Annotated in this window: 30 protein-coding genes; 26 read left to right on the top strand and 4 right to left on the bottom strand. The window is 36.4% G+C overall.

The window, feature by feature from the left end; translation table 11 throughout:
- Positions 1-12 precede the first annotated feature (12 nt).
- Entirely contained in the window at positions 13-333 is a 321-nt protein-coding gene (locus DN394_RS02140; RefSeq protein WP_097915855.1) for a hypothetical protein, read from the bottom strand.
- 293 nt (positions 334-626) lie between these two features.
- Here DN394_RS02140 and DN394_RS02145 point away from each other — a divergent pair, with 293 nt between their 5' ends.
- Genes DN394_RS02145 through DN394_RS02185 form a run of 9 tightly spaced genes read left to right on the top strand, consistent with a single transcriptional unit; the run spans position 627 to position 6,148 of the window.
- On the top strand, positions 627-908 hold the full coding sequence (locus tag DN394_RS02145) for a YqhV family protein (protein WP_000816054.1): 282 nt from the start codon (positions 627-629) through the stop codon (positions 906-908).
- A 27-nt stretch (positions 909-935) separates the two neighbouring features.
- Positions 936-1,862 carry a stage III sporulation protein AA gene (gene spoIIIAA, locus DN394_RS02150; protein ID WP_046957518.1) on the top strand — a complete coding sequence of 309 codons (927 nt, stop codon included), beginning with the start codon at positions 936-938 and terminating at the stop codon, positions 1,860-1,862.
- On the top strand, positions 1,856-2,371 hold the full coding sequence (gene spoIIIAB / locus DN394_RS02155) for a stage III sporulation protein SpoIIIAB (RefSeq protein WP_098091993.1): 516 nt from the start codon (positions 1,856-1,858) through the stop codon (positions 2,369-2,371). Before spoIIIAA ends, spoIIIAB begins: the two co-directional genes overlap by 7 nt.
- A 14-nt stretch (positions 2,372-2,385) precedes the next feature.
- Positions 2,386-2,589, top strand: coding sequence for a stage III sporulation protein AC (gene spoIIIAC, locus DN394_RS02160; RefSeq protein ID WP_000020914.1), 204 nt, complete (start codon positions 2,386-2,388; stop codon positions 2,587-2,589).
- A gap of 23 nt (positions 2,590-2,612) precedes the next feature.
- Complete coding sequence (spoIIIAD, locus tag DN394_RS02165) at positions 2,613-2,996, top strand: stage III sporulation protein AD (protein ID WP_077393170.1); 384 nt, start codon at positions 2,613-2,615, stop codon at positions 2,994-2,996.
- A gap of 10 nt (positions 2,997-3,006) precedes the next feature.
- Entirely contained in the window at positions 3,007-4,179 is a 1,173-nt protein-coding gene (gene spoIIIAE / locus DN394_RS02170; protein ID WP_000943696.1) for a stage III sporulation protein AE, read from the top strand.
- A gap of 12 nt (positions 4,180-4,191) precedes the next feature.
- Entirely contained in the window at positions 4,192-4,824 is a 633-nt protein-coding gene (gene spoIIIAF / locus DN394_RS02175; RefSeq protein WP_001161039.1) for a stage III sporulation protein AF, read from the top strand.
- Positions 4,814-5,476 carry a stage III sporulation protein AG gene (gene spoIIIAG, locus DN394_RS02180; protein WP_097915859.1) on the top strand — a complete coding sequence of 221 codons (663 nt, stop codon included), beginning with the start codon at positions 4,814-4,816 and terminating at the stop codon, positions 5,474-5,476. The genes spoIIIAF and spoIIIAG overlap by 11 nt, the downstream gene beginning before the upstream one ends.
- Before the next feature lie 15 nt (positions 5,477-5,491).
- Positions 5,492-6,148 carry a SpoIIIAH-like family protein gene (locus tag DN394_RS02185; protein WP_000914707.1) on the top strand — a complete coding sequence of 219 codons (657 nt, stop codon included), beginning with the start codon at positions 5,492-5,494 and terminating at the stop codon, positions 6,146-6,148.
- 86 nt (positions 6,149-6,234) lie between these two features.
- Here the strand turns inward: DN394_RS02185 and DN394_RS02190 are convergent, their stop codons facing one another.
- Positions 6,235-6,429 (bottom strand): hypothetical protein, encoded by a 195-nt coding sequence (locus DN394_RS02190; protein ID WP_046957516.1) that lies wholly within the window; start codon positions 6,427-6,429, stop codon positions 6,235-6,237.
- A 470-nt stretch (positions 6,430-6,899) separates the two neighbouring features.
- Between DN394_RS02190 and accB the strand changes: the two genes are divergently transcribed.
- The 15 genes from accB to DN394_RS02270 all read left to right on the top strand — a co-directional run bounded on the left by accB (position 6,900) and on the right by DN394_RS02270 (position 22,293).
- Positions 6,900-7,388 carry an acetyl-CoA carboxylase biotin carboxyl carrier protein gene (gene accB, locus DN394_RS02195; protein ID WP_046957515.1) on the top strand — a complete coding sequence of 163 codons (489 nt, stop codon included), beginning with the start codon at positions 6,900-6,902 and terminating at the stop codon, positions 7,386-7,388.
- 16 nt (positions 7,389-7,404) lie between these two features.
- Positions 7,405-8,757, top strand: coding sequence for an acetyl-CoA carboxylase biotin carboxylase subunit (gene accC, locus DN394_RS02200; protein WP_000592872.1), 1,353 nt, complete (start codon positions 7,405-7,407; stop codon positions 8,755-8,757).
- A 23-nt stretch (positions 8,758-8,780) separates the two neighbouring features.
- The gene (locus DN394_RS02205; protein WP_000807630.1) at positions 8,781-9,173 is read left to right on the top strand and encodes an Asp23/Gls24 family envelope stress response protein; all 393 of its coding nucleotides are present in this window, start codon (positions 8,781-8,783) and stop codon (positions 9,171-9,173) included.
- Between the two features lie 347 nt (positions 9,174-9,520).
- Positions 9,521-9,913 (top strand): N utilization substance protein NusB, encoded by a 393-nt coding sequence (nusB, locus tag DN394_RS02210; protein ID WP_000830244.1) that lies wholly within the window; start codon positions 9,521-9,523, stop codon positions 9,911-9,913.
- Positions 9,914-9,936: 23 nt separating this feature from the next.
- The gene (gene folD, locus DN394_RS02215; protein ID WP_000226735.1) at positions 9,937-10,797 is read left to right on the top strand and encodes a bifunctional methylenetetrahydrofolate dehydrogenase/methenyltetrahydrofolate cyclohydrolase FolD; all 861 of its coding nucleotides are present in this window, start codon (positions 9,937-9,939) and stop codon (positions 10,795-10,797) included.
- Positions 10,798-10,823: 26 nt separating this feature from the next.
- Positions 10,824-12,182, top strand: coding sequence for an exodeoxyribonuclease VII large subunit (gene xseA / locus DN394_RS02220; RefSeq protein WP_000415269.1), 1,359 nt, complete (start codon positions 10,824-10,826; stop codon positions 12,180-12,182).
- On the top strand, positions 12,172-12,402 hold the full coding sequence (gene xseB / locus DN394_RS02225) for an exodeoxyribonuclease VII small subunit (RefSeq protein WP_000428423.1): 231 nt from the start codon (positions 12,172-12,174) through the stop codon (positions 12,400-12,402). Before xseA ends, xseB begins: the two co-directional genes overlap by 11 nt.
- Positions 12,402-13,292, top strand: a complete 891-nt coding sequence (gene ispA, locus DN394_RS02230; protein WP_000150365.1) for a (2E,6E)-farnesyl diphosphate synthase — start codon at positions 12,402-12,404, stop codon at positions 13,290-13,292. Before xseB ends, ispA begins: the two co-directional genes overlap by 1 nt.
- 302 nt (positions 13,293-13,594) lie before the next feature.
- Positions 13,595-15,487 (top strand): 1-deoxy-D-xylulose-5-phosphate synthase, encoded by a 1,893-nt coding sequence (dxs, locus tag DN394_RS02235; protein WP_046956368.1) that lies wholly within the window; start codon positions 13,595-13,597, stop codon positions 15,485-15,487.
- 3 nt (positions 15,488-15,490) lie between these two features.
- Positions 15,491-16,330, top strand: a complete 840-nt coding sequence (locus tag DN394_RS02240; protein ID WP_001274751.1) for a TlyA family RNA methyltransferase — start codon at positions 15,491-15,493, stop codon at positions 16,328-16,330.
- Positions 16,331-16,472: 142 nt separating this feature from the next.
- Positions 16,473-16,922: an arginine repressor ArgR gene (gene argR, locus DN394_RS02245; RefSeq protein ID WP_001032581.1), complete on the top strand. Its 450-nt coding sequence runs from the start codon at positions 16,473-16,475 to the stop codon at positions 16,920-16,922.
- Between the two features lie 266 nt (positions 16,923-17,188).
- A complete protein-coding gene (gene recN, locus DN394_RS02250) occupies positions 17,189-18,928 on the top strand; it encodes a DNA repair protein RecN (RefSeq protein ID WP_000947735.1) in 1,740 nt (579 codons plus the stop codon).
- A gap of 118 nt (positions 18,929-19,046) precedes the next feature.
- The gene (gene spoIVB / locus DN394_RS02255; RefSeq protein WP_097915863.1) at positions 19,047-20,345 is read left to right on the top strand and encodes a SpoIVB peptidase; all 1,299 of its coding nucleotides are present in this window, start codon (positions 19,047-19,049) and stop codon (positions 20,343-20,345) included.
- A gap of 287 nt (positions 20,346-20,632) precedes the next feature.
- Positions 20,633-21,427, top strand: coding sequence for a sporulation transcription factor Spo0A (gene spo0A / locus DN394_RS02265; RefSeq protein WP_033658812.1), 795 nt, complete (start codon positions 20,633-20,635; stop codon positions 21,425-21,427).
- Between the two features lie 302 nt (positions 21,428-21,729).
- A complete protein-coding gene (locus tag DN394_RS02270; protein WP_097915865.1) occupies positions 21,730-22,293 on the top strand; it encodes a PRK06770 family protein in 564 nt (187 codons plus the stop codon).
- Positions 22,294-22,532: 239 nt separating this feature from the next.
- On the opposite strand, the gene DN394_RS02275 is transcribed toward DN394_RS02270, so the two are convergent.
- A complete protein-coding gene (locus DN394_RS02275) occupies positions 22,533-22,679 on the bottom strand; it encodes a YycC family protein (RefSeq protein WP_001247671.1) in 147 nt (48 codons plus the stop codon).
- Positions 22,680-22,729: 50 nt separating this feature from the next.
- Here DN394_RS02275 and DN394_RS02280 point away from each other — a divergent pair, with 50 nt between their 5' ends.
- On the top strand, positions 22,730-23,458 hold the full coding sequence (locus DN394_RS02280) for a glycerophosphodiester phosphodiesterase (RefSeq protein WP_098091990.1): 729 nt from the start codon (positions 22,730-22,732) through the stop codon (positions 23,456-23,458).
- A gap of 48 nt (positions 23,459-23,506) precedes the next feature.
- On the opposite strand, the gene DN394_RS02285 is transcribed toward DN394_RS02280, so the two are convergent.
- A complete protein-coding gene (locus DN394_RS02285; RefSeq protein WP_001190196.1) occupies positions 23,507-23,740 on the bottom strand; it encodes a DUF2627 domain-containing protein in 234 nt (77 codons plus the stop codon).
- A gap of 136 nt (positions 23,741-23,876) precedes the next feature.
- Between DN394_RS02285 and DN394_RS02290 the strand changes: the two genes are divergently transcribed.
- The gene (locus tag DN394_RS02290) at positions 23,877-25,949 is read left to right on the top strand and encodes a sigma-54 interaction domain-containing protein (protein WP_098085105.1); all 2,073 of its coding nucleotides are present in this window, start codon (positions 23,877-23,879) and stop codon (positions 25,947-25,949) included.
- Positions 25,950-26,059: the final 110 nt, after the last annotated feature.

Genomic DNA, 26,059 nt, shown 5'->3' on the forward strand with positions numbered 1-26,059 from the left:
GAGTGCTTTTTTTTATAGGAAGTAGGGTAGATAGTAAATAGCAGTGATAATAAAACTAACTAAAACAAGTGAAAGAGTACCCGCCATATATGGAGTGAAAACGATTTGAAATGGTTTTATTTCGCCAGTCTCAACACCAGTTAATGTTTTACTTATTGCGTGATCCGTAATGTTATTTCTATGGTTACTCATAATGATTAACCAAATAATTGCAAATATCGCTAAACTACCAAGGAAAAAGGTCTCCATAAATGACCAACCGACCAATTTAGAAAAAAGATAAATAAGAGCTAATTCTATTACAATTGTTAAACTAATTTTCAATACCTTCATACTTTCCCCCCTCATTTTGCACATATAGTCAATTTTTAAAAAATGGCGTGATACGATATGTAGTACACGAGATGATTTTAGTTCTATCTCTCATGCTGCATCGTCTATACTCCCCATCACTACTGAATATACCATAATATCCCATTGAACAATACGAATATTCGGACTACGGATAGGCGATAGAGAAAAATTATGTTTTTACTTCTGAAATAGACAACCTCTGCATATGGTTGTACAAATATACTCTTTTGTAGCAGACAGCACTAGTAACCGTTATGGGAGAAGGTGGGAGAATGAAACAGTGGCTAGCGGCAATGGAAACATCCGTGCTCGTAATGGGGTTACTTCGGTTGTTTTCAGGAAGCGCGGAAATATTCGCCGCTTTGCTTATGCTTTATGTGAATGATGCGAAAAAAGCATTGTTTATAAATGGTATGTTGGCGTTTGTTGGACCGACCGTATTAATTTTAACAATGACAATAGGCATAGCGAGTGTGGCAAGTGAGATTTCTTTCTTGAAACTCTTTTTTCTAGCGCTTGGAATTGGCTGCATTTTTATCGCGTTGTTGAAATAGTAAGTCGAGTATAGTGGGGAGAAGCTGATGAAAGAAGTATTAGAAGTTTTACCAAAAACGATGAAGCGGCTAGTGGAAAGTTGTAAGCAATATGATGCTCTAGAGGAAATTCGTGTTCGAATTGGAAGACCGCTAGAGTGTATTGCTCATGGCGAAGTGTTTTTTTATGACTATATCGTTACAGCAGAGGATGCCATTTACTTATTGAATAAGTTAAGTCAATTCTCAATTTATACGATGGAAGAGGAATTAAAACGTGGGTATGTGACACTTCGAGGAGGACATAGAATCGGCTTAGCTGGAAAAGTCATTACAGAAAAAAGCGCAGTGAAAATGATTCGAGATGTCTCTTCCTTTAATATTCGTATCGCTCGTCAAAAAATAGGAATTGCTGAACCACTTTTGCCGTATTTGTATGAATCACGATGGTTAAACACGATGGTAATTGGCCCACCGCAAACGGGGAAAACAACACTTTTAAGAGATGTAGCACGTTGTATGAGTCAAGGTGTAAGTGCTTCGAAAATTCCTTCTTGTAAAGTGGGAATTGTTGATGAGCGGTCAGAAATTGCAGGTTGTGTGAAGGGCATCCCGCAATATGACTTCGGCACACGAGTAGATGTGTTAGACGCATGTCCAAAAGCTGAAGGAATGATGATGATGATTCGTTCTATGAGTCCAGATATTTTGATTGTAGATGAAATTGGGCGTAAAGAAGATAGTGAAGCAATTATGGAGGCGGTGCATGCAGGAGTTCAGCTGTTTATAAGCGCACATGGATTTTCTTATGATGATGTTGTGAAACGCCCATCACTAAAGGCGGTGCTGGAGCTCGGCATATTCGATAGGTTTGTGGAGCTATCAAAAGCAAGAGGACCAGGAACAGTTATGCAAGTAAAAGATAAATATGGAAAATCGGTATTACTTCATAGAAAGGCTGAGGGCGTATGGTGAAAATATTTGGTGCAGTGTTAATCGTTGCGGTCAGCACCTTTTTCGGATTTTCATACGCTAAAAGATACAGTGAGAGACCAAGGCAACTTAGATTATTAAAAGCGGCACTTCAATCATTAGAGGCAGAAATTATGTATGGGCACACACCTTTGTCTGAAGCTGCCAAGCGATTAGTGAAACAAATGCCTAAGCCGTTAAATTGGATATTTCAAAGTTTCGCTAGAAGGCTAGAAGGCGGAGAACAAACAGTAAGAGAAGCTTGGATAGATAGTTTGAAAGAAAATTGGAAGCTAACAGCATTTCAACGAACTGAGTACGAGATTTTGCAGCAATTTGGTGAAACGCTCGGACAACATGATCGTGAATCACAACAAAAACATATTCGCTTATGTATTACACATTTAGAGAGAGAAGAAGAGGAAGCGAAAGCATTACAACTGCAATACGAAAAAATGATCAAGAGCTTAGGGGTACTAGCGGGGCTACTTATCGTAATTTTACTGCTATAGGAGGGAGAAAGGCGATGTCCATTGATGTTGGATTAATATTTCAAATCGCCGGAATCGGCATTGTTTTAGCTTTTATTCATACCGTACTAAAAGAATTAAAGCGAGAGGATATTGCAAATTGGGTTATCCTTGTCGGTTTTGTCGTTATTTTATTTCATGTGGCATTTTTAATTAATACGCTATTCGACAAGATTAAGAGTGTCTTTCTCTTCCAGTAAAGGAGGCGGTTCGAATCGAAATTATACAAATTGTCGGATTAGGCCTCGTTGCTACGTTTTTAGCAGCTGTATTGAATCAGCATAAATCTAGCATTACGTCGTTATTTATTGTGTTCGTAGGTAGCGTGATGTTTCTTATTTTAATTGATCAAATTCACTCTATTTTACAAATGATTGAGAGAGTAGCGAGTGAAGCGAAAGTTAGCAACGTATATGTAGAAACGTTGCTAAAAATTATTGGGATTGCTTATATTGCTGAGTTTGGAGCACAAATTACAAAAGATGCAGGGCAGGGGGCAATCGCTTCGAAAATTGAATTAGCTGGAAAAATCTTAATTCTAGTAATGGCGATTCCTATTTTGACGGTTGTCATTGAAACTATTCTCGGATTTTTACCGACGGGATAAGGGGGAGTGAATGTTGAGGGGGTTTGGAGCTAAGCTGCTATTTGCTTGCTTCCTTTTCTTTTCTTTACCGGTTGTTGTACAAGCTTCTCCTGTAGAAACAAACGTCGTTGATCAACAATTGGATAAGCTCGGAATTGAAGATGTGAAGCAATTTTGGGACGGGCTTGTTACAAAATATGGAGGTTATTTACCAGAGAGTCAAAAGGGTAGCTTTATGGAGTTTGTAAAGGGAGAAAAAGAAATTTCTATAAAAGAGTGGATGCTAGGTTTATTAAAGTATTTATTTCACGAGCTTGTTGCAAATGGGAAGCTGCTGGGAACGCTCATTATGCTTACAATTTTTAGTGCATTGTTGCAATCACTGCAATCTGCATTTTCAAAGAGCAGTGTAAGTAAAATTGCGGATGCAGTTGTATATATGGTACTTATTATTTTCGCTTTAAATAGTTTTTATGTCGTCATGACATATGCAAGAGAAACTATACAAACAATGGTAGATTTCATATTAGCGCTATTGCCAATCTTGCTTGCACTCATAGCAACTGGAGGTGGTGTTGTATCTGTATCGTTTTTTCATCCGATTATTATCTTTTTAATGAACACGAGCGGGCTTTTGATGAATTATATCGTTCTACCACTTTTATTACTTGCAACGATATTAAGTATTGTAAGTACGATGAGTGATCAATATAAAGTTACGAAATTGTCCAAGCTCCTGCAAAACGTTAGCGTTGGGATTATCGGTATTTTTTTAACGATTTTTTTAGGGGTATTATCTGTACAAGGAACAGCGACAGCTGTTGCTGATGGAATAGCTGTGAAAACTGCTAAATTTGTAACAGGGAACTTTATTCCCGTAGTAGGAAGAATGTTTACAGAGGCGGCGGATACTGTTATTAGTGCATCGGGATTATTAAAAAACACAGTCGGAATTATCGGGCTCGTCATTCTATGCTTAATTGTTGCTTTTCCAGCAATTCAAATTTTTTGTATCGCGTTTATTTATAAATTCGCAGCAGCAGTATTACAGCCAGTTGGCAGCGGAGCAATTATTCAATGTTTAGATATTATCGGGCGAAGCATCATTTATGTATTTGCTTGCTTAGCTATCGTATCATTTATGTTCTTTTTAAGTATCACAATTATTATTGCTGCGGGGAACATTACACTTATGATGCGGTAGGAGGTGAAGGGTATGCAATTTGTTACAGAGTGGATTAGAAATATTATCGTTTTTTTACTCTTAGCGACAATGCTTCATCTTATTCTTCCAAATTCAAATTTGCAAAAGTACGTTAAATTCGTTGTAAGTCTATTATTAGTTGTTTTAATCTTAACGCCCCTTTTTAAACTACTGCAAACAGATGTGAATGAAGTAATCGCAAATTTTAATGAAGAGAAGTACGTAGCAGAAGGATCTGTAAAAAATTCAATAGATTCGAAGAAAAAAGAAATACAAGCTCTAACACGTGCATATAGTTTAGAAGAGATGGCTACCAAAATGAAAAAAGAAGTAGGAAAAGAATTCGAGAAAAAGTATGGTATGACAGTCTCTGAAATACAAATAGTCGCAGCGGAAAGTACAGCGGAAGTAAAGTCAGCGAAAGATATTCAAACTGTTGTTGTGACGTTGAAAGAAAAAGAACGTAGTAAAAATGATGCAATCGAAACAGTAAAACCAGTTGAAATTAACACGAAGGAACCTCCGAAAAAAGTAGAAGAAACGAATGTAGAAATGAAAGATTTCTTTTCAAGCAGGTGGCAACTAGAGAATAAACAAATTCAAGTTCAAATGGAGGGGAGGACAGGTAGAGTAAATGGACAATAAAGATAAAAATTCGAAGTTCTCATTTTTTCGAAACTTATTGAATGGGGATGAAAAAGAAAGCAATGAGAAGGGAAAAAAGATAACACCTAAGTTTTTGCTTGTCCTACTCATTCTTGGGATTTTGCTTATGTTTTCTAGTAGTCTTTTTTCAAGTAAAAAAGAAGAAGTACCTGTATTTAAAGAACAAAAAACGCAAAACCAAGAAAAAGACGTACCAACTTTTGGACAAAAAAATAATGATAGTATGTCAAATGTAGAAAAGTATGAAAAAGCGTATGAACAAGAATTAAAAGTAGCTTTAGAAGAAATAGCGGGAGTAAAAAATGTAACGATTAAAGTAAATTTAGATTCATCTGAAGAAAAAATATTAGAAAAAAACACAGTGAAACGTTCACAAACAACAGGTGAAACAGATAAGACAGGTGGTAAGAGGGAAGTAGAAGATGAGTCCCTTGATGAAAAGACAGTCATTATACGTGAAGGTGATAAAGAAACTCCCGTTGTTTTACGAACAGAGAAACCGAAAGTACGAGGTGTTCTTGTCGTAGCAAAAGGAGTGGATAATATACAAGTTAAAGCGATGGTAAAAGAAGCTGTAATACGGCTGCTAGATGTACCAGCTCATCGTGTTTCAGTATCACCGAAAAATTGATAGGGAGGAAATAAAGTGTTAAAAAAACAAACGGTTTGGCTATTAACGATGTTAAGTTTAGTTGTTGTACTATCTGTTTATTACGTAACAACTCCTGACAAAATGAATACAGCATCGCCGGCAACAGGTGAAAAGATTGGACAAGAAAAACAAGGTACTGATAAAGCAGTAACAAATGAAGCACCTAAAGAAACGCCAAAAAAAGAAAATACAAGCAAGGAAACATCAAATAAAGAAACAAACAAAGAAACAAACAAAAAAGAGAGTGCTCAAAAAGAAACAAGTAAAAAAGATGCTAACGTAACAGTTCAATCCAGTGATGAAAATTTCACAGCGTTACGTATGCAAATGGAAGATCAACTAAGTGAACAAAAATCAAGATTACAAGAAGTGATGAATTCAGCAAAATCTTCAGCAACAGAAAAGAGTAAAGCGAAAGATAATTTTGATGCAATTACTACAATGGAAACGAAGCAAGAATTACTTGAGACAGTGATTAAGTCTCAAGGAGGATATAAAGATGCCCTTGTAAGAGCTGATGGAACTGACATTAAAGTAACTGTGAAAGCAGCAAAGCATTCACAAAAAGAAGCGAATAAAATTATACAGCTTGTAAGAAGTGAAGGCGGATCAAAAGATGTAGGTGTGAAATTTGATCCACCGACAAAATAAAAGCTAATAATCCGCGGGGAAATCCTCCGCGGATTATTAGCTTTTACGAATCGGATTGTTTGAAAATAATTATAGAAAAAAAGCTATCATTTTCGATAGCTTTTTTCTGTTTCGTCTTTGTAGTTGTTTTTATTATGTTCAACTCGGAATGGAGAAATACGTTGTGAGTAAAAGATTAGCGGTTCATGGTAACGATGATTACTTTTTCCGGATTTGACGTGGATGAAGAGAACGAATGCCCAGACCATTACGGCAGGTAAGAAGAGAATGAGCCATATCATATGTCCACACCTCGATACGATATATTTTCTACACTTTGAACATACTATTCTTATATGAAGGAATGATGAACGGTGTGTAAACAAAAAAATAATATTTGGTAAAAATATGTTGTTGACTATAGATGAGGTGAAGAGTGGAGCGGTAATGATCTGTTTATTGTGTAGCATTGTGAAAAAAGTAAGGAATGTTTTTTTAGAAGTGGTCTTGCCAATTTTGTGTGAAACTTGGTATTATTACTAGGTAATAAATTTTTATTGAAATAATATTTTCACAGGAGTTTCGATTTATTATAAAGAAATATAAATTGGAATGTTTAAAAAATTTATCGTAAGATGGAAATAGTAACTATTTCTATTAGTAAATGAAATGCATTTTCTAATAGAGCACATCGTATTTTTACAGTCAATTTAGTTTTAGTGACGATAATCTGTAAAAACGGGACAAACAAGAGTATGGGAGTGGATTTTACATGTTTAAAATTCAAGAAGTTCGTGAATTAATTAAATTAATTGATAGCTCTAATATTGATGAATTTGAATACAAAAAAGATGGTACGACAATCAAAATGAAAAAGCATGGTAATGAAGTTGTTGCGGTGCAAGCGCCTGTAGCAAAGCAAGTCGTGCAACCAGTAGCACCTGTTGAAGTTGAAACAACAGTAGCGGCAGCACAAGTGGAAGTACCAAAACAAGAAGAGCAAAAAGTGGTTCAAAATGAAAACCTACATAAAATTACATCACCGATGGTAGGTACATTCTATTCTTCATCTTCGCCTGATACACCTGCATATGTAAGTGTAGGAGACAGAGTATCAAAAGATTCTATCGTATGCATTGTCGAGGCTATGAAGTTATTTAACGAAATCGATGCAGATGTAGATGGTGAAATTGTTGAGATTCTTGTTAATAATGGGCAGCTTGTTGAGTATGGACAACCGCTATTTCTTGTAAAAGCGTAATAAGGGAGTCTTTGTGATGATAAAAAAAGTATTAATAGCCAATCGTGGGGAAATTGCTGTACGAATTATTCGTGCTTGTAAAGAAATGGATATTGAAACAGTCGCAATTTATTCAGAAGCAGATAAAGAGTCACTTCACGTACAAATTGCTGATGAGGCGTATTGTGTAGGACCAACGATTTCGAAAGAAAGCTATTTAAATTTGACGAACATTATTAGTGTTGCGAAGTTAACAGGCTGCGATGCTATTCATCCAGGATACGGATTTTTAGCAGAGAATGCAGATTTTGCAGAGCTATGCCGTGAATGTAACTTGATTTTTATCGGTCCAAGTCCAGAAGCTATTTCAAAGATGGGCACAAAAGACGTTGCTCGTGATACAATGAAAGAAGCAGGGGTTCCGATTGTACCAGGTTCACAAGGGATTATTAAAAATACCGAAGAAGCGATCGAGCTTGCTAATCAAATTGGATATCCAGTTATTATTAAAGCGACTGCAGGTGGCGGCGGAAAAGGTATTCGTGTTGCACGCCATGAAGAAGAGCTTGTAAAAGGAATTCAAATTACACAGCAAGAAGCTAGTACCGCTTTTGGGAACCCTGGTGTATACTTAGAAAAGTACGTTGAAGATTTCCGCCATGTTGAGATTCAAATAATGGCAGATACACATGGAAATGCCATTCATTTAGGAGAGCGTGATTGTACAATTCAGCGCCGCTTGCAAAAACTACTAGAAGAAAGTCCATCACCTGCACTTGATGAAAATGTTCGCAAGCAGATGGGTGATGCGGCAGTTAAAGCGGCGGTAGCGGTTGATTATACAGGTGCTGGTACGGTTGAGTTTATTTATGAATATAGAACGAAAAGCTTTTATTTCATGGAGATGAATACGAGAATTCAAGTTGAGCATCCAGTTACTGAAATGGTAACAGGGATGGATTTAATTAAAGAACAAATTCGTGTTGCTTCTGGAGAAAAGTTATCGTTACAGCAAGAAGAAGTACAATTTAATGGTTGGGCAATTGAATGCCGAATTAATGCGGAAAACCCTGCCAAAAAATTTATGCCATCCCCAGGTAAAGTAGAAATGTACTTGCCACCAGGCGGATTTGGTATTCGCGTCGATTCAGCTGTATATCCGGGATATTCAATCCCACCTTTCTATGATTCGATGGTTGCTAAATTAATTGTTCACGGAAAAACACGTGAAGAGGCAATTGCAAAAATGAAGCGTGCACTCAGTGAGTTTGTCATTGAAGGCGTACATACAACAATCCCGTTCCATTTGCAATTGCTAGATCATCCTGATTTTGTAAAAGGTGAGTTTAATACGAAGTTTTTGGAAGAGCATGAACTTGTGACGCAGTGATACATTAAAGGAGGTTTTTTTTCATGGCTGAACATATGTTAGATATGGGTCAAGATACAACTCTTGGTAAAGTAGAAATTGCACCAGAAGTAATTGAAGTAATCGCAGGTATTGCAGCTGCTGAAGTAGAAGGTGTAGCGGCAATGCGTGGTAATTTTGCTACAGATGTTGTTGAGAAGTTAGGTAAGAAAAATCATGGTAAAGGTGTAAAGGTTGAATTAGCAAACGAAGATATTATCGTTGACCTTTATGTTGTAATGTATTTTGGCGTAGCAATTCCAGTTGTTGCACAAAAGATTCAAGACAACATTCGCCAGGCACTCTTTACAATGACAGGGCTTGAGCCAAAAGAAGTGAATGTTCACATCGTTGGCGTAACATTCGAAACACAAAAAACAGAAATTGAACCAGTGTAAGAATGAAAAAGGTGCCTAGTAACATAGGCATCTTTTTTATCGTTTCATTTCTTCACAAATTAAAACCCTCTAATTATTATACTATTTCAAAAAATAAGAAATCAAAAAGAAGATGTTTCGTTTTTCCAAAAAACGTACATTGTGATAAGATATGGAACTTGAAGTTAATCTTTTTATTATTTTTCAGCCTTGTAACCCGTGTGTGAAACGATAAATTGTGTTATTATCATTGTATTATAAGGTTGGAAAATCAATGAAAACTGTAAGAGTAAGTGAATTGACGGCTTATAAATTATAATAATATAACAAAGCATAAGGAAAGACTTGAAGCATAAAGGAGAGTTACAATGAAACGTAGGACGGCTAGAGAAAGAGCTATGCAAGCATTATACCAAATGGATATTACAGGTGAATTAGAACCGAAAGTAGCGGTGGAAAACACGCTAGATGAAGGTGAAGAAACAAATGATTTTCTAGAATCACTTGTAGTAGGTTTTGTAGAAAATAAAGAAGTAATTGATGAAGCGATTCGTCAAAACTTAAAAAAATGGAAGCTGGAGCGTATTAGTATTGTTGATCGCAGTATTTTACGTGTAGCTGTGTATGAAATGAAATACATGGAAGAAATTCCACACAACGTAACAATTAACGAAGCGATTGAAATTGCTAAAACATTTGGGGATGAGGAATCTCGTCGTTTTATTAACGGCGTTTTATCTAATATAAAAGATACACTGTAATTTCTTTAAGGGGGAATCTTAAAATGGTAGCAGTAATCATCAAAGGAAATGAAGTTGCGGAGAAAAAACGAGCACAATTAACAGAAGAAGTTGTGAAGTTGAAAGAGCAAGGGATTGTACCAGGATTAGCAGTTATTCTAGTTGGAGAAGATCCAGCATCTCGTTCTTATGTAAAAGGAAAAGAAAAGGGCTGTGAACAAGTAGGAATCTATTCAGAGCTAATTGAACTTCCTGAAACAATTACTGAGGAGCGTTTGCTTGCTGAAATCGATCGCTTAAATGGCGATGACCGTATTAATGGCATTTTAGTGCAATTACCTTTACCAAAACATATTGAAGAAAAAGCTATCATTGAAAGAATTTCACCAGAAAAAGATGTAGATGGATTTCACCCAATCAGCGTGGGACGTATGATGACGGGACAAGATACATTCCTTCCATGTACACCGCACGGTATCGTAGAATTAGTAAAAGAAACAAATCTTGATATCTCAGGAAAACATGTTGTAGTAATTGGAAGAAGTAATATTGTCGGCAAGCCAGTGGGGCAATTGTTCTTAAATGAAAATGCAACTGTAACATATTGTCATTCTAAAACGCAAAATATGAAAGAGTTAACGAAGTTAGCTGATATTTTAATCGTAGCTGTTGGACGACCTAAAATGGTAACAGCTGATTATATTAAAGAAGGAGCGGTTGTAATCGACGTTGGTGTGAACCGTTTAGAAACAGGTAAACTTTGTGGTGATGTTGACTTTGACAACGTGTTAGATGTTGCAGGTTACATTACACCTGTGCCAAAGGGTGTTGGTCCAATGACGATTACAATGCTTCTTCATAATACTGTTGAATCTGCTAAGCGTGCAGGTGTCGTTTGTAAATAATTTGAGTCGGCTATGAGGAGAGAGAAATGGAAAAACAATATTTAACCGTTACAGCGTTAACACGCTATATAAAAACAAAAATAGAATATGATCCGCATTTGCAGTCTGTTTGGTTAAAAGGTGAAATTTCCAACTTTAAAAATCATAGTCGTGGCCACATGTACTTTACATTGAAAGATGAAAATGCAAGAATCGCAGCGGTTATGTTTGCGGGTCATAATCGTAATATTAAATTCAGACCTGAAAATGGGATGAAGGTACTTGTGAAAGGGAAAATTTCCGTTTACGAGGCGAGTGGTTCTTATCAAATTTATATTCAAGACATGCAGCCTGACGGAGTCGGAAACCTGCATTTAGCTTACGAACAATTAAAGGTTCGTTTAGAGGAAGAAGGTTTGTTTTCTCAAGTTTATAAAAAAACAATTCCTCCTTATGCTAAAACAATAGGTGTGATTACGTCGCCAACAGGGGCAGCGATTCGTGATGTTATAACAACGATTAAACGTCGTTATCCAATTGGAAATGTTATTGTGTTTCCGGTACTTGTACAGGGGGAGTCAGCAGCTCCCTCAATTGTACAAGCGATTCGTACAGCGAATGAAATGGGAGAGATAGATGTCCTAATCGTTGGGCGAGGGGGAGGCTCTATTGAAGAGTTATGGGCTTTCAATGAAGAAATGGTAGCAAGGGCAATCTTTAAGAGTGAGATCCCTATTATTTCGGCAGTAGGCCATGAAACGGACTTTACAATTGCGGATTTTGTTGCCGATTTACGTGCGCCAACACCGACTGCAGCAGCTGAGCTGGCAGCGCCTAACATTATAGAGTTACAAGAAAAGGTATTACAAAGAACTCTAAGATTGCAAAGAGCAATGAGAGAGTTAGTACATAAAAAAGAAGAAAAACTACAAGTATTGCAAAAATCTTATGCGTTCCGTTATCCAAGACAAGTATATGAGCAAAAAGAAGAGCAATTAGATAGGGCGTTAGAACAGCTTGTTTTAGCGAAAGAGCGCTATATTGATAAAAAGGTAAATCAGTTAAAACAGCTTTCATTTTATTTAGAGAAGCACCACCCAGCTCAAAAAATTATGCAAACGAAGGTAGCGGTTGAAACATTGCAAAAGCAATTGCAACGTGAAATGCAAACATTACTTCAAACGAAAGAATTTGCCTTTGTAAGAGCTGCTCAAAAACTTGAAGCGTTAAGTCCGCTTAAAGTAATGATGAGAGGGTACGGGCTTGTATATGATGAAGAGAAGCAAGTGTTAAAAAGTGTGAAAGATGTCAGCCTTGGAGATGCTGTTTCAGTTCAATTACAAGATGGAATACTAGATTGTAGCGTATCAGGCATAGAGGAGCGTGAATTGAATAATGGAAAATAAATTAAGCTTTGAAGAGGCAATTTCGCAACTTGAGCACCTCGTTTCTAAGCTAGAGCAAGGTGACGTACCTTTAGAAGAAGCAATTTCTTATTTTAAAGAGGGTATGGAATTATCTAAGCTTTGTGATGAGAAGTTGAAGAACGTACAAGAACAAATGGCAGTTATTCTTGGGGAAGATGGAGAGCTTGAACCGTTTACTGCTTTAGGAGATGAAGCATAGTGACTATTGCTTTTGATACTTTTTTGAAAGAAAGTAAAACTTTCGTAGAAGAGAAGCTTGTAAGCTATGCAAATGAATTACAGTGTCCAAATGTACTTCGTGAAGCGATGGCATATTCTTTGGAAGCGGGTGGAAAGCGTCTCCGCCCGTTACTTTTATTTGCGACATTACAAGCGTTTGGTAAAGAAAGAAATCTTGGAATAGGTGCAGCTTGTGCTCTTGAAATGATACATACATACTCGTTAGTTCATGATGATTTACCTTGTATGGATGATGATGATTTAAGAAGAGGTAAGCCCACAAATCATAAAGTATTTGGTGAAGCGATGGCAGTTTTAGCAGGCGATGGTTTGTTGACGTATGCTTTTCAAGTTATTATGGCATATGAACAAAAGGAAATCTCTGCTGAAAAAAAAGTAAGACTTGTACTTGAGCTTGCAAAAGCGGCAGGACCAGAAGGAATGGTTGGCGGACAAGTGGCAGATATGGAAGCTGAAGGGAAACAGCTTACGATTGATGAGTTGGAGTATATTCATAAGCATAAGACTGGGAAACTACTTGAATTCGCTGTACTTGCAGGATCGATACTTTCTGATGCCACAGAAGAACAAGAAGAAAAGTTACTTGCGTTTGCAAAATATATCGGCCTAGCTTTCCAAATTCGAGATGATATTTTAGATGTGGAAGGAACCGAAGAAGAGATTGGAAAACCGATTGGTAGTGATGTTTCCAACGAAAAGAGCACATATACGACGTTATTTACTGTAGATAGAGCAAAGGATATTTTAGAAGAAACAATTGCAAAAGCAAAAGGTGCTATTGGTTCCTTGCAATTACAAGATGAATATTTACTATCTATTTGCGATTTGATTGCAAAACGTAATAACTAATATAACAGCGTTTCCATTTGTTGAGTCATTCATCATTTTATGATATAAATGTAGGAAAAGGTTTTTCTTTTCTTGTTATTGGCAAAAATATATGTAGATTACATTGCCGTTATCACTTCGTGTTAGCGGCTATTTTTTTCATCGCCTAAAGAAATATGGTTTATAATAGGATTAGGGCGCAATAGACTGGTTAATTGCAGGACAAGGTGAAAAATAAAAAAAGATAATTTCTTGTTTTGTGTAAATGTTTTTTATAATATTTGACATGTTGACAGATTATGAAATGAAAGTGAGTGATCCATGTGGATCTAACGCAAATTCAAAACCCTAGTTTTTTGAAAGATATGTCTATCGGTGAACTAGAGGGATTGAGTGAGGATATTCGTAAGTTTTTAATTGAAGAGCTCTCTCAAACAGGTGGACATATTGCACCTAATTTAGGTGTAGTAGAACTCACAATTGCTCTGCATAAATTATTTGATAGTCCGAAAGATAAATTTTTATGGGACGTAGGACATCAATCCTATGTACATAAAATTTTAACAGGACGTGCAAAGGAATTCGGTACATTAAGGCAATATCAAGGTCTATGTGGTTTCCCAAAACGTTGCGAGAGTGAGCATGATGTATGGGAAACTGGCCATAGCTCGACATCATTATCTGCTGCAATGGGAATGGCTCTAGCACGTGATTTAAAGAAAACGAAAGAATATGTTATACCAATCATTGGAGATGGTGCTCTAACCGGCGGAATGGCTTTAGAGGCATTGAACCATATTGGACATGAAAAAACAGACATGATTGTTATTTTGAATGATAATGAAATGTCAATTGCACCAAACGTTGGTGCGCTTCATAATGTACTTGGACGTCTACGTACCGCAGGGAAATACCATTGGGTAAAAGATGAACTAGAGTATATATTAAAGAAAATCCCAGCAGTCGGTGGGAAAGTTGCTGCGACAGCAGAGAAAATAAAAGATAGTCTTAAATATTTACTAGTATCCGGTGTCTTTTTCGAAGAATTAGGCTTTACATATTTAGGTCCAGTTGATGGGCACGATTATGAAAAGTTATTCGAAACGTTGCAATATGCAAAGAAAACAAAAGGCCCAGTGCTTGTTCATGTTATTACGAAAAAAGGAAAAGGTTATAAACCAGCTGAGAGTGATGTTATTGGAACTTGGCATGGAACAGGACCTTATAAAATTGAATCGGGTGACTTCGTTAAACCGAAAGAAGTTGCACCAGCATGGAGTGCTGTTGTTAGTGATACAGTACTTAAGCTAGCGAGAACGGATGAGCGTATCGTTGCAATTACACCTGCAATGCCTGTTGGATCGAAACTTGAGAAATTCCAAAAAGAATTCCCGGATCGTATGATTGATGTAGGTATTGCAGAACAGCATGCTACAACAATGGCGGCGGGTATGGCAACGCAAGGAATGAAGCCATTCTTAGCGATTTATTCAACATTTTTACAAAGAGCATATGATCAAGTTGTTCATGATATATGTCGCCAAAATTTAAATGTCTTCATCGGAATCGATCGCTCTGGTTTAGTAGGAGCAGATGGTGAAACGCATCAAGGTGTATTTGACATCTCATTCTTACGTCATTTGCCGAATATGGTACTTATGATGCCGAAAGATGAAAATGAAGGGCAACATTTAGTATATACGGCGATGCAATATGAAGATGGACCAATCGCATTACGTTATGCGCGCGGTAATGGGCTTGGTGTTCATATGGATGAAGAATTAAAGGCGATTCCAATCGGTACTTGGGAAACGTTAAAAGAAGGTACACAAGCGGCTATTTTAACATTTGGTACGACAATACCAATGGCAATGGAAGCAGCTGAGCGTCTTGAAAAGGCTGGAGTTTCAGTGAAAGTAGTGAACGCTCGCTTTATTAAACCGATGGATGAAGCATATTTACATGATCTCTTAGGGAAAAATATACCGATTTTAACGATTGAAGAAGCTTGCTTAATTGGTGGTTTTGGAACGGGAGTAGTTGAATTTGCATCTGAGAACGGGTACCATAGTGCGTTAATTGAACGAATGGGTATTCCAGACCGTTTCATAGAGCACGGTAGTGTAACAAAATTATTAGAAGAAATTGGTTTAACGACAGATGCTGTTGTAGACCGTATTCATACAATGATTCCATCAAAACAAAAAAGGGCGTAACAAATGAGTGCAAAAAAAGAAAGAGTAGATGTACTATTAGTAGAGCGAGGACTTATAGAAACACGTGAGAAAGCAAAACGCGCCGTTATGGCCGGACTTGTATATGCGAATGAGATGAGACTTGATAAGCCAGGAGAGAAGATCCCACAAGATACAGAGATTACGGTGAAGGGACAAGTTATGCCGTATGTAAGCCGTGGTGGTTATAAACTTGAAAAGGCATTGGAGACATTTCACCTGGATTTACAAGATAAAGTTATGATAGATATTGGTTCATCAACTGGTGGCTTTACAGATTGTGCGCTTCAAAACGGAGCGAAATTATCTTATGCATTAGATGTAGGGTACAACCAACTTGCGTGGAAATTGCGTCAAGATGAGCGTGTTGTCGTAATGGAACGGACAAACTTCCGTTACGTGACACCAGCAGACTTAGAACGTGGTTTACCGCAATTTGCTAGTATCGATGTTTCATTTATATCATTAAAGCTTATACTGCCGGTTTTAAAAACAATGCTTATGCCTAATGGGGATGTAGCAGCGTTAATTAAACCACAGTTTGAAGCTGGAAGAGAGCAAGTTGGGAAAAAAGGTATCGTTCGTGATCGAAAAGTACATGAGGCTGTCGTAGAAATGATTGTCGACTTTGCTATAAAAGAAGGATACGACGTAGAAGGTTTAACATTCTCACCAATTACGGGCGGGGATGGTAATATTGAATTTTTAATTCATCTGAAATGGCATGGTGAACGTGAGAATGGCGAAAATCATTCTCCAGTTTCTGTTGAGCAAGTAGTTACAGAGGCGCATGATGTCCTAAAACAAAAAGGAAAAGGGGAATAACATATGTTGTTCCTCTTTTTGTTGTAATTGTATAATGATTGTAAAAACAATTGTGTACAAGCAACGAATTATAAGTTAACATAAATAAGTGAAGTATACCAATGTTTAAACTATGGTAAGAGATAGTGTGAGGTGCAAATGTATGAATAAAGGTCAGCGCCATATTAAAATCAGGGAAATTATTGCGAACAAAGAAATTGAAACACAAGATGAATTAGTTGATATTTTACGTAATGAGGGATTTAATGTAACGCAAGCAACAGTATCGCGCGATATTAAAGAACTGCACTTAGTGAAAGTGCCATTACATGATGGGCGCTATAAATATAGCTTGCCAGCAGATCAACGATTTAACCCGTTACAAAAATTAAAACGCAATCTAGTGGATTCATTTGTAAAATTAGACACGGCAGGACATATGCTTGTGCTAAAAACACTGCCTGGTAACGCTCATTCACTTGGAGCACTTATTGATCATTTAGAGTGGGATGAGATCATCGGAACCATCTGTGGTGATGATACTTGCTTAATTATTTGCCGTACACCTGAAGATACAGGTGTTGTCTCTGATCGTTTCTTAAATATGTTGTAAAAAAAAATCTTGTTTGCTTTCCTCTGTAAAGTGGAAAGTGAACAGGATTTTTTTATTGGTTAAAAATGTGAATTCTTAATTGTAATATAATATTTTCTTTGAATAAAATTAGAAAATAGGTGGATTGACCCGTAAAACGAATGTTTGGTACAATGGAGCGGTTAGAAAAGTAATTTATACATACAAACATATAGTTTGACTATTTGAATGAAGAACTGAGAAAAGCCCTTAATAGGGGATTAGTTTATAACGAGGTGAATGGGGCATTGTTATCGGAATTATCGATTAGAAACTTTGCTATTATTGAGGCATTAAATATTTCTTTTCAAAAAGGGTTAACGGTTTTAAGTGGTGAAACAGGGGCCGGAAAATCGATTATTATTGATGCGATTAGTTTACTTGTAGGTGGCCGTGGTTCAGCGGAATTTGTTCGATACGGAACAGAAAAAGCTGAGATAGAAGGGCTATTTTATGTAGAAGATGATAAGCATCCGTGTATTGAAAAGGCAGAAGAGTTGGATATAGAAATAGAAGACGGCATGATTATTTTGAAGCGTGATATCGCTGCAAACGGAAAAAGTGTATGTCGTGTAAATGGGAAACTGGTCACCCTTAGTATATTAAAGGAAATTGGAAAAACACTTGTTGATATTCATGGGCAGCACGAAACACAAGATTTAATGAATGAAGAGCGTCATCTATTTATGCTTGATCATTTTGATGGAGATCGCATTGTTAAACAATTGGGTATATATCAAAATGTATACGCTGACTATGAGAAATTAAAAAAACAGTTAAAATCGTTAAGTGAAAATGAACAACAAATGGCGCATCGCTTAGATTTAATTCAATTCCAGCATGAAGAAATCAGTAAGGCGGATTTAAAGATGGATGAAGAAATTGAATTAACTGAAGAACGATTGCGAATTTCTAATTTTGAAAAAATTTATAAAGCATTAGGCGATGCATATCGCTCATTAAGCGCTGACGGACAAGGGTTAGATAATGTACGAAGCGCAATGGGACAAATGGAGAGTATTACACATTTAGATGAAGTTTATCAAGAAAATCATGATTCAATTGCAAATAGCTACTACTTATTAGAAGAAGTTGCATATCAACTTAGAGAAAAGCTCGATATGATGGAATATGATCCGAAGCGTTTAGACGAAATTGAAACGCGTTTAAATGAAATTCGTATGCTAAAGAGAAAATATGGAAATACTGTAGAAGAGATTTTAGCGTATGCTGATAAAATTGAACAAGAAATTTTTACGATTGAAAATAAAGACGTTCATATTGAAACGACGAAGAAGCAATTAAAGGAATTAGAAAGTGTTATTCTGCAAGAAGCAACGTCGTTAAGTAATATGCGTCATGAGCTTGCAGAGCATCTTACAAATGCCATTCATCAGGAATTAAAAGAATTATATATGGAGAAAACAAAATTTGAAGTGAGAATCATGAAGAGAGAAGGAAATGCTGAAGAGCCTCTTGTTGAGGGTGCCCCGGTAAGACTTACGGCGGATGGCTACGATCATGTGGAATTTTATATTTCAACAAATCCAGGTGAGCCGCTAAAACCACTTTCAAAGGTCGCTTCTGGCGGAGAGTTATCTCGTATTATTTTAGCTTTAAAAAGCATTTTTTCTAAGCATCAAGGTGTTGCATCTGTTATTTTTGATGAAGTGGATACTGGTGTAAGTGGTCGAGTTGCACAGGCTATTGCGGAAAAAATTTATCGAGTATCAGTAAACTCGCAAGTACTTTGTATTACGCACTTACCTCAAGTAGCTTCAATGGCGGATTCACATTTATTTATTCGAAAACAAGTAGCGAATGATCGGACAATTACATCAGTTACCGTTTTAACTATGGAGGATAAAGTAACAGAAATAGCTCGAATGATTTCTGGTGTGGAAATTACAGATTTAACGACAGAACATGCGAAAGAATTACTTACGCAAGCGCATCATTTTAAACAGACAGCAGAGGCTATCCAGTAATGGATAGCTTTTTTTCTCAAATAATGATTTCTTAATTCTTCCGGTTATAAATAAAGCACTGCAAGGAGAGATTAAAAAGTGAAGCCAAGAGGCTGAATGTGGGGTAGGAGCGAGGAGAGTGAACAAATTGGGATTAGAAAGATTTCGCAAAATAATAGGTCTTTGTCTCCTTGTTTCTTTAGTTTTTATTGGGTGTTTTAAACCGCTTCGGACGTTTATTTCATCCCCGAAGCAACTTGTTGTTTTTGAAGGGCAACAATCAGAAATAGCTTCATTACCAGTTTTTCAAGCTTCATCTACAGATCGTCATGTGTTTACAGTAAGTTCCAATGAACAAAAACAAGGACTTATGGTAAATCCTCATCAAAATGGTGAAGCAGATATGGTGTTTCAGCTTGCTGGTTTTCCAGTGAAAAAAGTAAATGTGAAAGTATTGAAAGATTTTAAAGTTATTCCAGGTGGACAATCAATTGGTGTGAAGTTAAATACAAAAGGGGTACTTGTTGTAGGCCATCATTTAATTCAAACTGAAAAAGGGAAAGTATCTCCTGGTGAAACAGCTGGTGTGCAAATTGGAGATATGATTACTGAAATTAATGGTAAAACAATTGAAAGAATGAGTGATGTAGCACCATTTATTCATAATAGTGGTGAAACAGGTGAACCGCTTAATCTTGTTTTGTTAAGAGATGGAAAACATATCCGCACTAAGTTAACACCACAAAAAGACAGTGGAGAATCGTCTTATCGTATTGGTTTATATATTCGTGATTCGGCAGCTGGAATCGGAACAATGACATTTGTTCATCCTGATTCTATGAAATATGGGGCACTTGGTCATGTCATTTCTGATAACGATACGAAAAAGCCGATTCAAGTCGAAGATGGACAAATTATGCGTTCGACAGTTACATCAATTGAAAGAGGTAGTCATGGGAATCCAGGAGAGAAATTAGCGAGGTTCTCACCAGATCGTGAAGTGATTGGTAATATTACAATAAATAGTCCATTTGGTATATTCGGGAAATTAAATACAAATATACCAAATGGCGTAATGGATAAAGCAATGCCTATTGCACTATCTCATCAAGTCAAAGAGGGACCGGCAAAAATATTAACAGTTATTGATAAAGATAAAGTGGAAGCGTTTGATATTGAAGTTGTTAGTACAGTACCGCAAAAGTTTCCGGCTACAAAAGGCATGGTAATAAAAGTAACAGACAAACGTTTATTAGCGAAAACGGGTGGTATCGTACAAGGCATGAGCGGAAGTCCAATTGTACAAAACGAGAAAGTAATTGGTGCTGTTACACATGTATTTGTAAATGATCCAACATCAGGATATGGTGTTCATATTGAATGGATGTTACATGAGGCTGGAATTAACATTTATGAACAAGAAAGAAAAGCGAGCTAATTATTAATTAGCTCGCTTTTCTTTTGAAAAATTCGTTGAAATTTTGTAAAAGCTCCGCAAGAGGTGTTTTTTGTTGTAAAATAAAAGAAAAGGGTTGAACGTTTCGTTGTATTTCTATGATGGAATGTGTTGCGAAAGGGAATAAATGAACGATAAACATATTTTTTTGTGATTTTATCGGAAAGTAACAAACTTTAAAAGGGAATTTTCACACAATTGTCGAACAATTCATGTAGCCTAGAAGGATACACATGTCGGAGAATCGATTCGGTAAGGGAGGAAAAGCTGTGGAGAAAATTAAAGTCTGTCTTGTGGATGATAATAAAGAATTAGTATCAATGCTAGAGAGTTACGTAGCTGCTCAAGATGATATGGAAGTAATCGGTACTGCTTATAATGGTCAAGAGTGTTTAAATTTATTAAATGATAAGCAGCCGGATGTACTTGTTTTAGACATTATTATGCCACATTTAGATGGTTTAGCTGTACTAGAGAAAATGCGAAATATTGAAAGGCTAAGACAGCCTAGCGTAATTATGTTGACAGCATTTGGACAAGAAGATGTGACGACAAAAGCAGTTGACTTAGGTGCTTCATATTTCATATTAAAACCATTTGATATGGAGAATTTAACGAGCCATATTCGTCAAGTGAGCGGTAAGGCGAACGCTACTATTAAACGTCCACTTCCATCTTTCCGTTCAGCAACTACAATAGATGGAAAACCGAAAAACTTAGACGCGAGCATTACGAGTATCATTCATGAAATCGGTGTGCCTGCTCATATTAAAGGGTATATGTACTTAAGGGAAGCAATCTCTATGGTGTACAATGATATCGAATTACTTGGATCTATTACGAAAGTATTGTATCCAGATATCGCGAAGAAATATAATACAACAGCAAGCCGCGTCGAGCGTGCAATCCGTCACGCAATTGAAGTAGCATGGAGTCGTGGGAATATTGATTCTATTTCGTCCTTATTCGGTTATACAGTATCCATGTCAAAAGCAAAACCTACGAACTCTGAGTTCATCGCAATGGTTGCGGATAAGCTGAGACTTGAACATAAGGCTAGCTGAGAGTAAAGATAGTAAGGGATTTAAGTTTTAGTAAAGCTTAATTATTCTTTAAATTTATACTCGATATTAAATGTAAAATTAATGAACTTTTTATTTAATGACCAATGAATTTTAGAATTCGTTGGTCTTTTTATTTTGTTGAGAAAAAGAGGGGGAAGTAATATCGATTTTATCGAAATTATTTGGATAGATGAAAATGGCTCGTTTGATATTATGGAAAATAAATCCTATTTTTAGTAATATTACATATAAGTGAGTTTTTTTATAAGACAATTAAATAGGTATAGATAGGGAGAAGGGGAATGAAAAATAAAATATTAACTTGGCTAGGAATAGTAGCAGCTATGGGAGTTCTTGCTGTTGCAGTTACATTTGGAATGTTAGAACTTGCCGATAATCCAGTAGATAAAGAAGTGAATGCTCAAATAGATAAAAAAGAAAATCCAACGATAGTAGGTAGAGAGGTAGATGGAGTCTTTGTTGATGTGTATGTTACTGAAAATTCTACTGAAAGCGAAGTCATTACAGTGATGCATCACATGACTCATCAAAAAGTAGTGGCAGAACGAAAATCAGGGTCCATTCCAATGATTCAAAATAATGCTGAAAAATTTAAAAAAATCATAAATAAGAGTGGCTTTGCGAAAAAAAATGAGCTTTTAGAGATTGCTGATAGATGGGCGAAAAAAGATTTTAGTCAAATTGTAGAAGATCACAATTATTTCTCGGATGCCCAAGAAGGTAGCACTTGTAAAGCCACTAGAGCGATGGATGCGGTAGAAGAGCAACATTATATTTTAACTACATTCGGGGAGGAAAAAGCGAAAGAACTATACGATTCAGGAGATGCTCCGCACGTTCAATAAAAAATAATATAAGGGCTTCTAGTTTTATTATTACCTTGCTTTAAGGGCGCAATGGGTACTTGTGAATAAATATTTTTCTTTCTTTATGAATTGTAACAAAAAAGAAGATATATCATTCATTATTAAATGATGAAGTGAATGCTAAATCGCATCATAGTATATCTGTTAAAGGATTTTAGTAGGGAAGTCATCCGTGATATAATAGAAAATAATAAAAAGCCCTGCAAAACAGGACTGTATTATTCTTCGTCTTTATTTTGTTTTTCTAATTCAACTAACTTTTGAATTAGAATGTGCTGCGGCATATGCATAAGTTGTTCAAGTGGAACACCTAATGCTTTTGATAGGCGGACTGCAGTGTCTGGAGAAATTTGTAATGGTCTCATAGAAGTACCTCCTTTTTCGTATAGTATAGCATAAGATTGGGGGAGTGAGGATGACTCTTATATTTGCACATCGTGGTGCAGCGGGAACGTACCCAGAAAATACAATGATTTCATTTGAAGCAGCTGAATCTTTTAGAGCAGATGGAATTGAACTTGATGTTCAATTAACGAAAGATGGAAAAGTTGTCGTCATTCATGATGAAACAGTGGACCGGACAACAAATGGAAAAGGTGCGGTTCGTAATTATTTATATGAGGATTTATGTAAATTAGATGCGAGCTATAAATTCGGTGATAAAGTAGGCTTTTGTAAAATACCTCTTTTAGAAGAGGTGTTAGAATGGATTGATAAAACAGAGTTGCTACTTAATATTGAACTGAAAAATAATAAAGTTCCATACAGAGGTTTAGAGGAAGAAGTTATAACGCTTGTACGGAAATGTAATCTAGAAGATCGTGTTATATTTTCTTCATTTAATCACTACAGTATGAAAAGGTGTCATATGATGGCTCCTGATATTCAAACAGCGATTTTATATCGCGAAGGTTTGCATAGTCCGTGGGCGTATGCGAAAAAAATGGGCGCTACAGCAGTGCACCCTAATTATCGTTATCTTCAAGATGCTGTTGCTGAATTAACGATGGAGAGTGGTGTAGAGGTTCGCCCTTATACAATTAATGAAGAAACGCTTATGCGTAAATATTTTGCTATGAATATTTCGGCGATTATTACTGATTATCCTGAAACGGCAAGAATGTTATTGCCAATAAAAAAATGAGACCGCGTGTAACGGTCTCATTTTTTATTTATAAATAGTGGAGCTTTCCTATCTTTTAAAGCGAGCTTGTACTTTATTTCGTTTACGGTCTCGGTGTAAGACGAAGCCGCCAAAAATATAAAACCCGAGCGCGAAGCAAAGAGCGCCAATTAAAAATTGTAACCACAGTATAGAGAGTGGAGGAAATAGAATCCCGAATACAGTATCTCTCATTAACTTAATGCCAAACACAGCTAATGAAATAGGGATGAGTGCTAATGATAGAGCAAGGTAACGCTGCATATAAACGCTCCTTTTCAGATTGTTTTGTTTATTTCAATGATGTTATATGAAAAGGGGGTTTGTCAAGAGGGGGCTGAACGAGTAAGATAAGGGTGTGAAAAATTTTGCAGAGGTACTTCGAGAGGAAGTGTAATATATGAAACAAAAAGTTTTAATTGTTGGTGCAGGTGAAGGTGGTAGTACACTGCTGAATCTGTTACAAAGTTCAAATATATTTCAAATTATAGGAATTATTGATATAAATCCGATAGCAAAGGGATTACAAATGGCTAAGGAATATGGGGTTACAATTGGAGAGAGTGTAACGCCGTTTCTTTCTATGCATATTGATGTAATGTTTGATATGACGGGTGACGATGATTTACATAAAGATTTAATAAAGAAAAAGCATAAAGATACTCTTCTTATACCAGGTGATATTGCGAAAATTGTTACGAGATTAGCACATGAGAAGGAAGGTTTAATTGGAAAGTTAGAAGAACAGACGCAGCAAGGGGATTTAATTTTAAATTCTACGCATGACGGTATGATTGTGATTGATCGAGAGGGACAAGTACGCCTATTTAATAAAAGTGCAGAGCGTATTACCGGATATAAAAAAGAAGATGCGGTAGGGAAATATATTTTAGAAGTTATTCCGACTAGTAAGTTGCTTCGTATTATACGTACGAAACAAATAGAAGTAAATTATGAACTGACATTAGAAAATGAAAAGAAAATTATTACAACCCGTATTCCAATATTAAAAGAGGGAGGAGAGGTACAAGGAGCATTTGCGATTTTTAAAGATATAACAGAGGTTGTAGATCTTGCGGAAGAAGTTACAGATTTAAAGGAGATTCAAACGTTACTTGAGGCGATTATCAACTCGTCTGAGGAAGCAATTTCGGTCGTGGATGAAAAGGGAAGAGGATTAGTAATTAACCCTGCCTATACGAAATTAACAGGTTTAACAGAAGAGGACATTATTGGGAAACCGGCTACAACTGATATTGTAGAAGGTGAAAGTATGCATATGAAAGTACTTCGAACGCGTAGGGCGGTACGCGGAATACATATGAAGATTGGACAAAAGAAGCGTGATGTAATTGTAAACGTAGCGCCAGTTATAGTGGATGGGATATTGAAAGGAAGCGTTGGTGTAATTCGTGACGTATCAGAAATTCAAAAGTTAACAAATGAATTGAATAGAGCAAGGCAAATTATTCGAACGTTAGAAGCGAAATATTCATTTGATGACATTGTCGGAAATTCAGATGAAACAACGGCCGCTATTGAACAGGCGAAACTTGGAGCGAATACACCAGCAACAGTATTACTACGCGGAGAATCTGGAACGGGTAAAGAATTGTTTGCACATGCAATTCATAATGGAAGTAATCGAAAATATAATAAATTCGTCCGGGTAAACTGTGCTGCTATTTCCGAGACTTTATTAGAAAGTGAATTATTCGGTTATGAGGAAGGTGCATTCTCAGGAGCAAAAAGAGGCGGAAAACGAGGTTTTTTTGAGGAAGCGAATAACGGTAGTATCTTTTTAGATGAAATAGGAGAATTGTCTGCAAATACGCAAGCGAAACTCCTTCGCGTGTTGCAAGAAAAAGAAATTGTAAAAGTTGGTGGAACGAAAGCGATACCTATAAATGTCCGGGTAATTGCAGCGACACATGTGAATTTAGAAAAGGGCATTCTAGAAGGAGAGTTTAGAGAGGATTTATATTATCGATTAAATAAAATTCCAATTCACATTCCGTCTCTTCGTCAGCGAAAAGGAGATATACCGGCAATTGCAGACAGATTGATTCAAAAAATTAACCAAGATTATGGTCGGAATGTAGAGGGGCTCACTGATTCGGCTATTTCATATTTACAATCATATGAATGGCCAGGAAATGTGAGGGAGCTTGAAAACATTTTAGGACGAGCTATTATCTTTATGAATTATAACGAAATATATATTGATGTCCATCATTTACCACCTTTACATACAGAAGAGCAGACTGAGGTAAAACAAAATAACTTATTACCTGAATTAGAAGAAAAGCCACTTGAACAATTAGTGACAGAGTTTGAAGGGCGCATCATTCATGAATGTTTAGAGAGGTTTGATGGAAATAAAACAAAAACTGCAAGAGCATTAGGAATTTCGGTTCGAAATTTATATTACAAGCTAGAAAAGTATGAGTGTGCAAAAAATAGCATGCAATAAATTGCGTACCGTGCAATTTATTGCATGGTATACAAAATGCGACAAAACAAGACAGAATGTTTTGTTATTTTCCAAAGTATTGATTTTACTGCATTTTGAATGCGTTTTCA

Origin of the sequence: Bacillus sp. BB081, from assembly GCF_008368895.1 — a bacterium.
GTDB lineage: Bacteria > Bacillota > Bacilli > Bacillales > Bacillaceae_G > Bacillus_A > Bacillus_A wiedmannii.

Coding starts and splice junctions, on each gene's coding strand:
- DN394_RS02140 (WP_097915855.1), bottom strand. CDS start 333: ATGAAGGTATTGAAAATTAGTTTAACAATTGTAATAGAATTAGCTCTT.
- spoIIIAG (WP_097915859.1), top strand. CDS start 4,814: ATGGACAATAAAGATAAAAATTCGAAGTTCTCATTTTTTCGAAACTTA.
- argR (WP_001032581.1), top strand. CDS start 16,473: ATGAATAAAGGTCAGCGCCATATTAAAATCAGGGAAATTATTGCGAAC.
- DN394_RS02190 (WP_046957516.1), bottom strand. CDS start 6,429: ATGATATGGCTCATTCTCTTCTTACCTGCCGTAATGGTCTGGGCATTC.
- DN394_RS02240 (WP_001274751.1), top strand. CDS start 15,491: ATGAGTGCAAAAAAAGAAAGAGTAGATGTACTATTAGTAGAGCGAGGA.
- DN394_RS02275 (WP_001247671.1), bottom strand. CDS start 22,679: ATGAGACCATTACAAATTTCTCCAGACACTGCAGTCCGCCTATCAAAA.
- spoIIIAA (WP_046957518.1), top strand. CDS start 936: ATGAAAGAAGTATTAGAAGTTTTACCAAAAACGATGAAGCGGCTAGTG.
- accC (WP_000592872.1), top strand. CDS start 7,405: ATGATAAAAAAAGTATTAATAGCCAATCGTGGGGAAATTGCTGTACGA.
- xseA (WP_000415269.1), top strand. CDS start 10,824: ATGGAAAAACAATATTTAACCGTTACAGCGTTAACACGCTATATAAAA.
- DN394_RS02145 (WP_000816054.1), top strand. CDS start 627: ATGAAACAGTGGCTAGCGGCAATGGAAACATCCGTGCTCGTAATGGGG.
- DN394_RS02290 (WP_098085105.1), top strand. CDS start 23,877: ATGAAACAAAAAGTTTTAATTGTTGGTGCAGGTGAAGGTGGTAGTACA.
- spoIIIAC (WP_000020914.1), top strand. CDS start 2,386: ATGTCCATTGATGTTGGATTAATATTTCAAATCGCCGGAATCGGCATT.
- accB (WP_046957515.1), top strand. CDS start 6,900: ATGTTTAAAATTCAAGAAGTTCGTGAATTAATTAAATTAATTGATAGC.
- nusB (WP_000830244.1), top strand. CDS start 9,521: ATGAAACGTAGGACGGCTAGAGAAAGAGCTATGCAAGCATTATACCAA.
- DN394_RS02285 (WP_001190196.1), bottom strand. CDS start 23,740: ATGCAGCGTTACCTTGCTCTATCATTAGCACTCATCCCTATTTCATTA.
- spoIIIAB (WP_098091993.1), top strand. CDS start 1,856: ATGGTGAAAATATTTGGTGCAGTGTTAATCGTTGCGGTCAGCACCTTT.
- folD (WP_000226735.1), top strand. CDS start 9,937: ATGGTAGCAGTAATCATCAAAGGAAATGAAGTTGCGGAGAAAAAACGA.
- DN394_RS02270 (WP_097915865.1), top strand. CDS start 21,730: ATGAAAAATAAAATATTAACTTGGCTAGGAATAGTAGCAGCTATGGGA.
- spoIIIAF (WP_001161039.1), top strand. CDS start 4,192: ATGCAATTTGTTACAGAGTGGATTAGAAATATTATCGTTTTTTTACTC.
- DN394_RS02205 (WP_000807630.1), top strand. CDS start 8,781: ATGGCTGAACATATGTTAGATATGGGTCAAGATACAACTCTTGGTAAA.
- DN394_RS02280 (WP_098091990.1), top strand. CDS start 22,730: ATGACTCTTATATTTGCACATCGTGGTGCAGCGGGAACGTACCCAGAA.
- xseB (WP_000428423.1), top strand. CDS start 12,172: ATGGAAAATAAATTAAGCTTTGAAGAGGCAATTTCGCAACTTGAGCAC.
- spoIIIAE (WP_000943696.1), top strand. CDS start 3,007: ATGTTGAGGGGGTTTGGAGCTAAGCTGCTATTTGCTTGCTTCCTTTTC.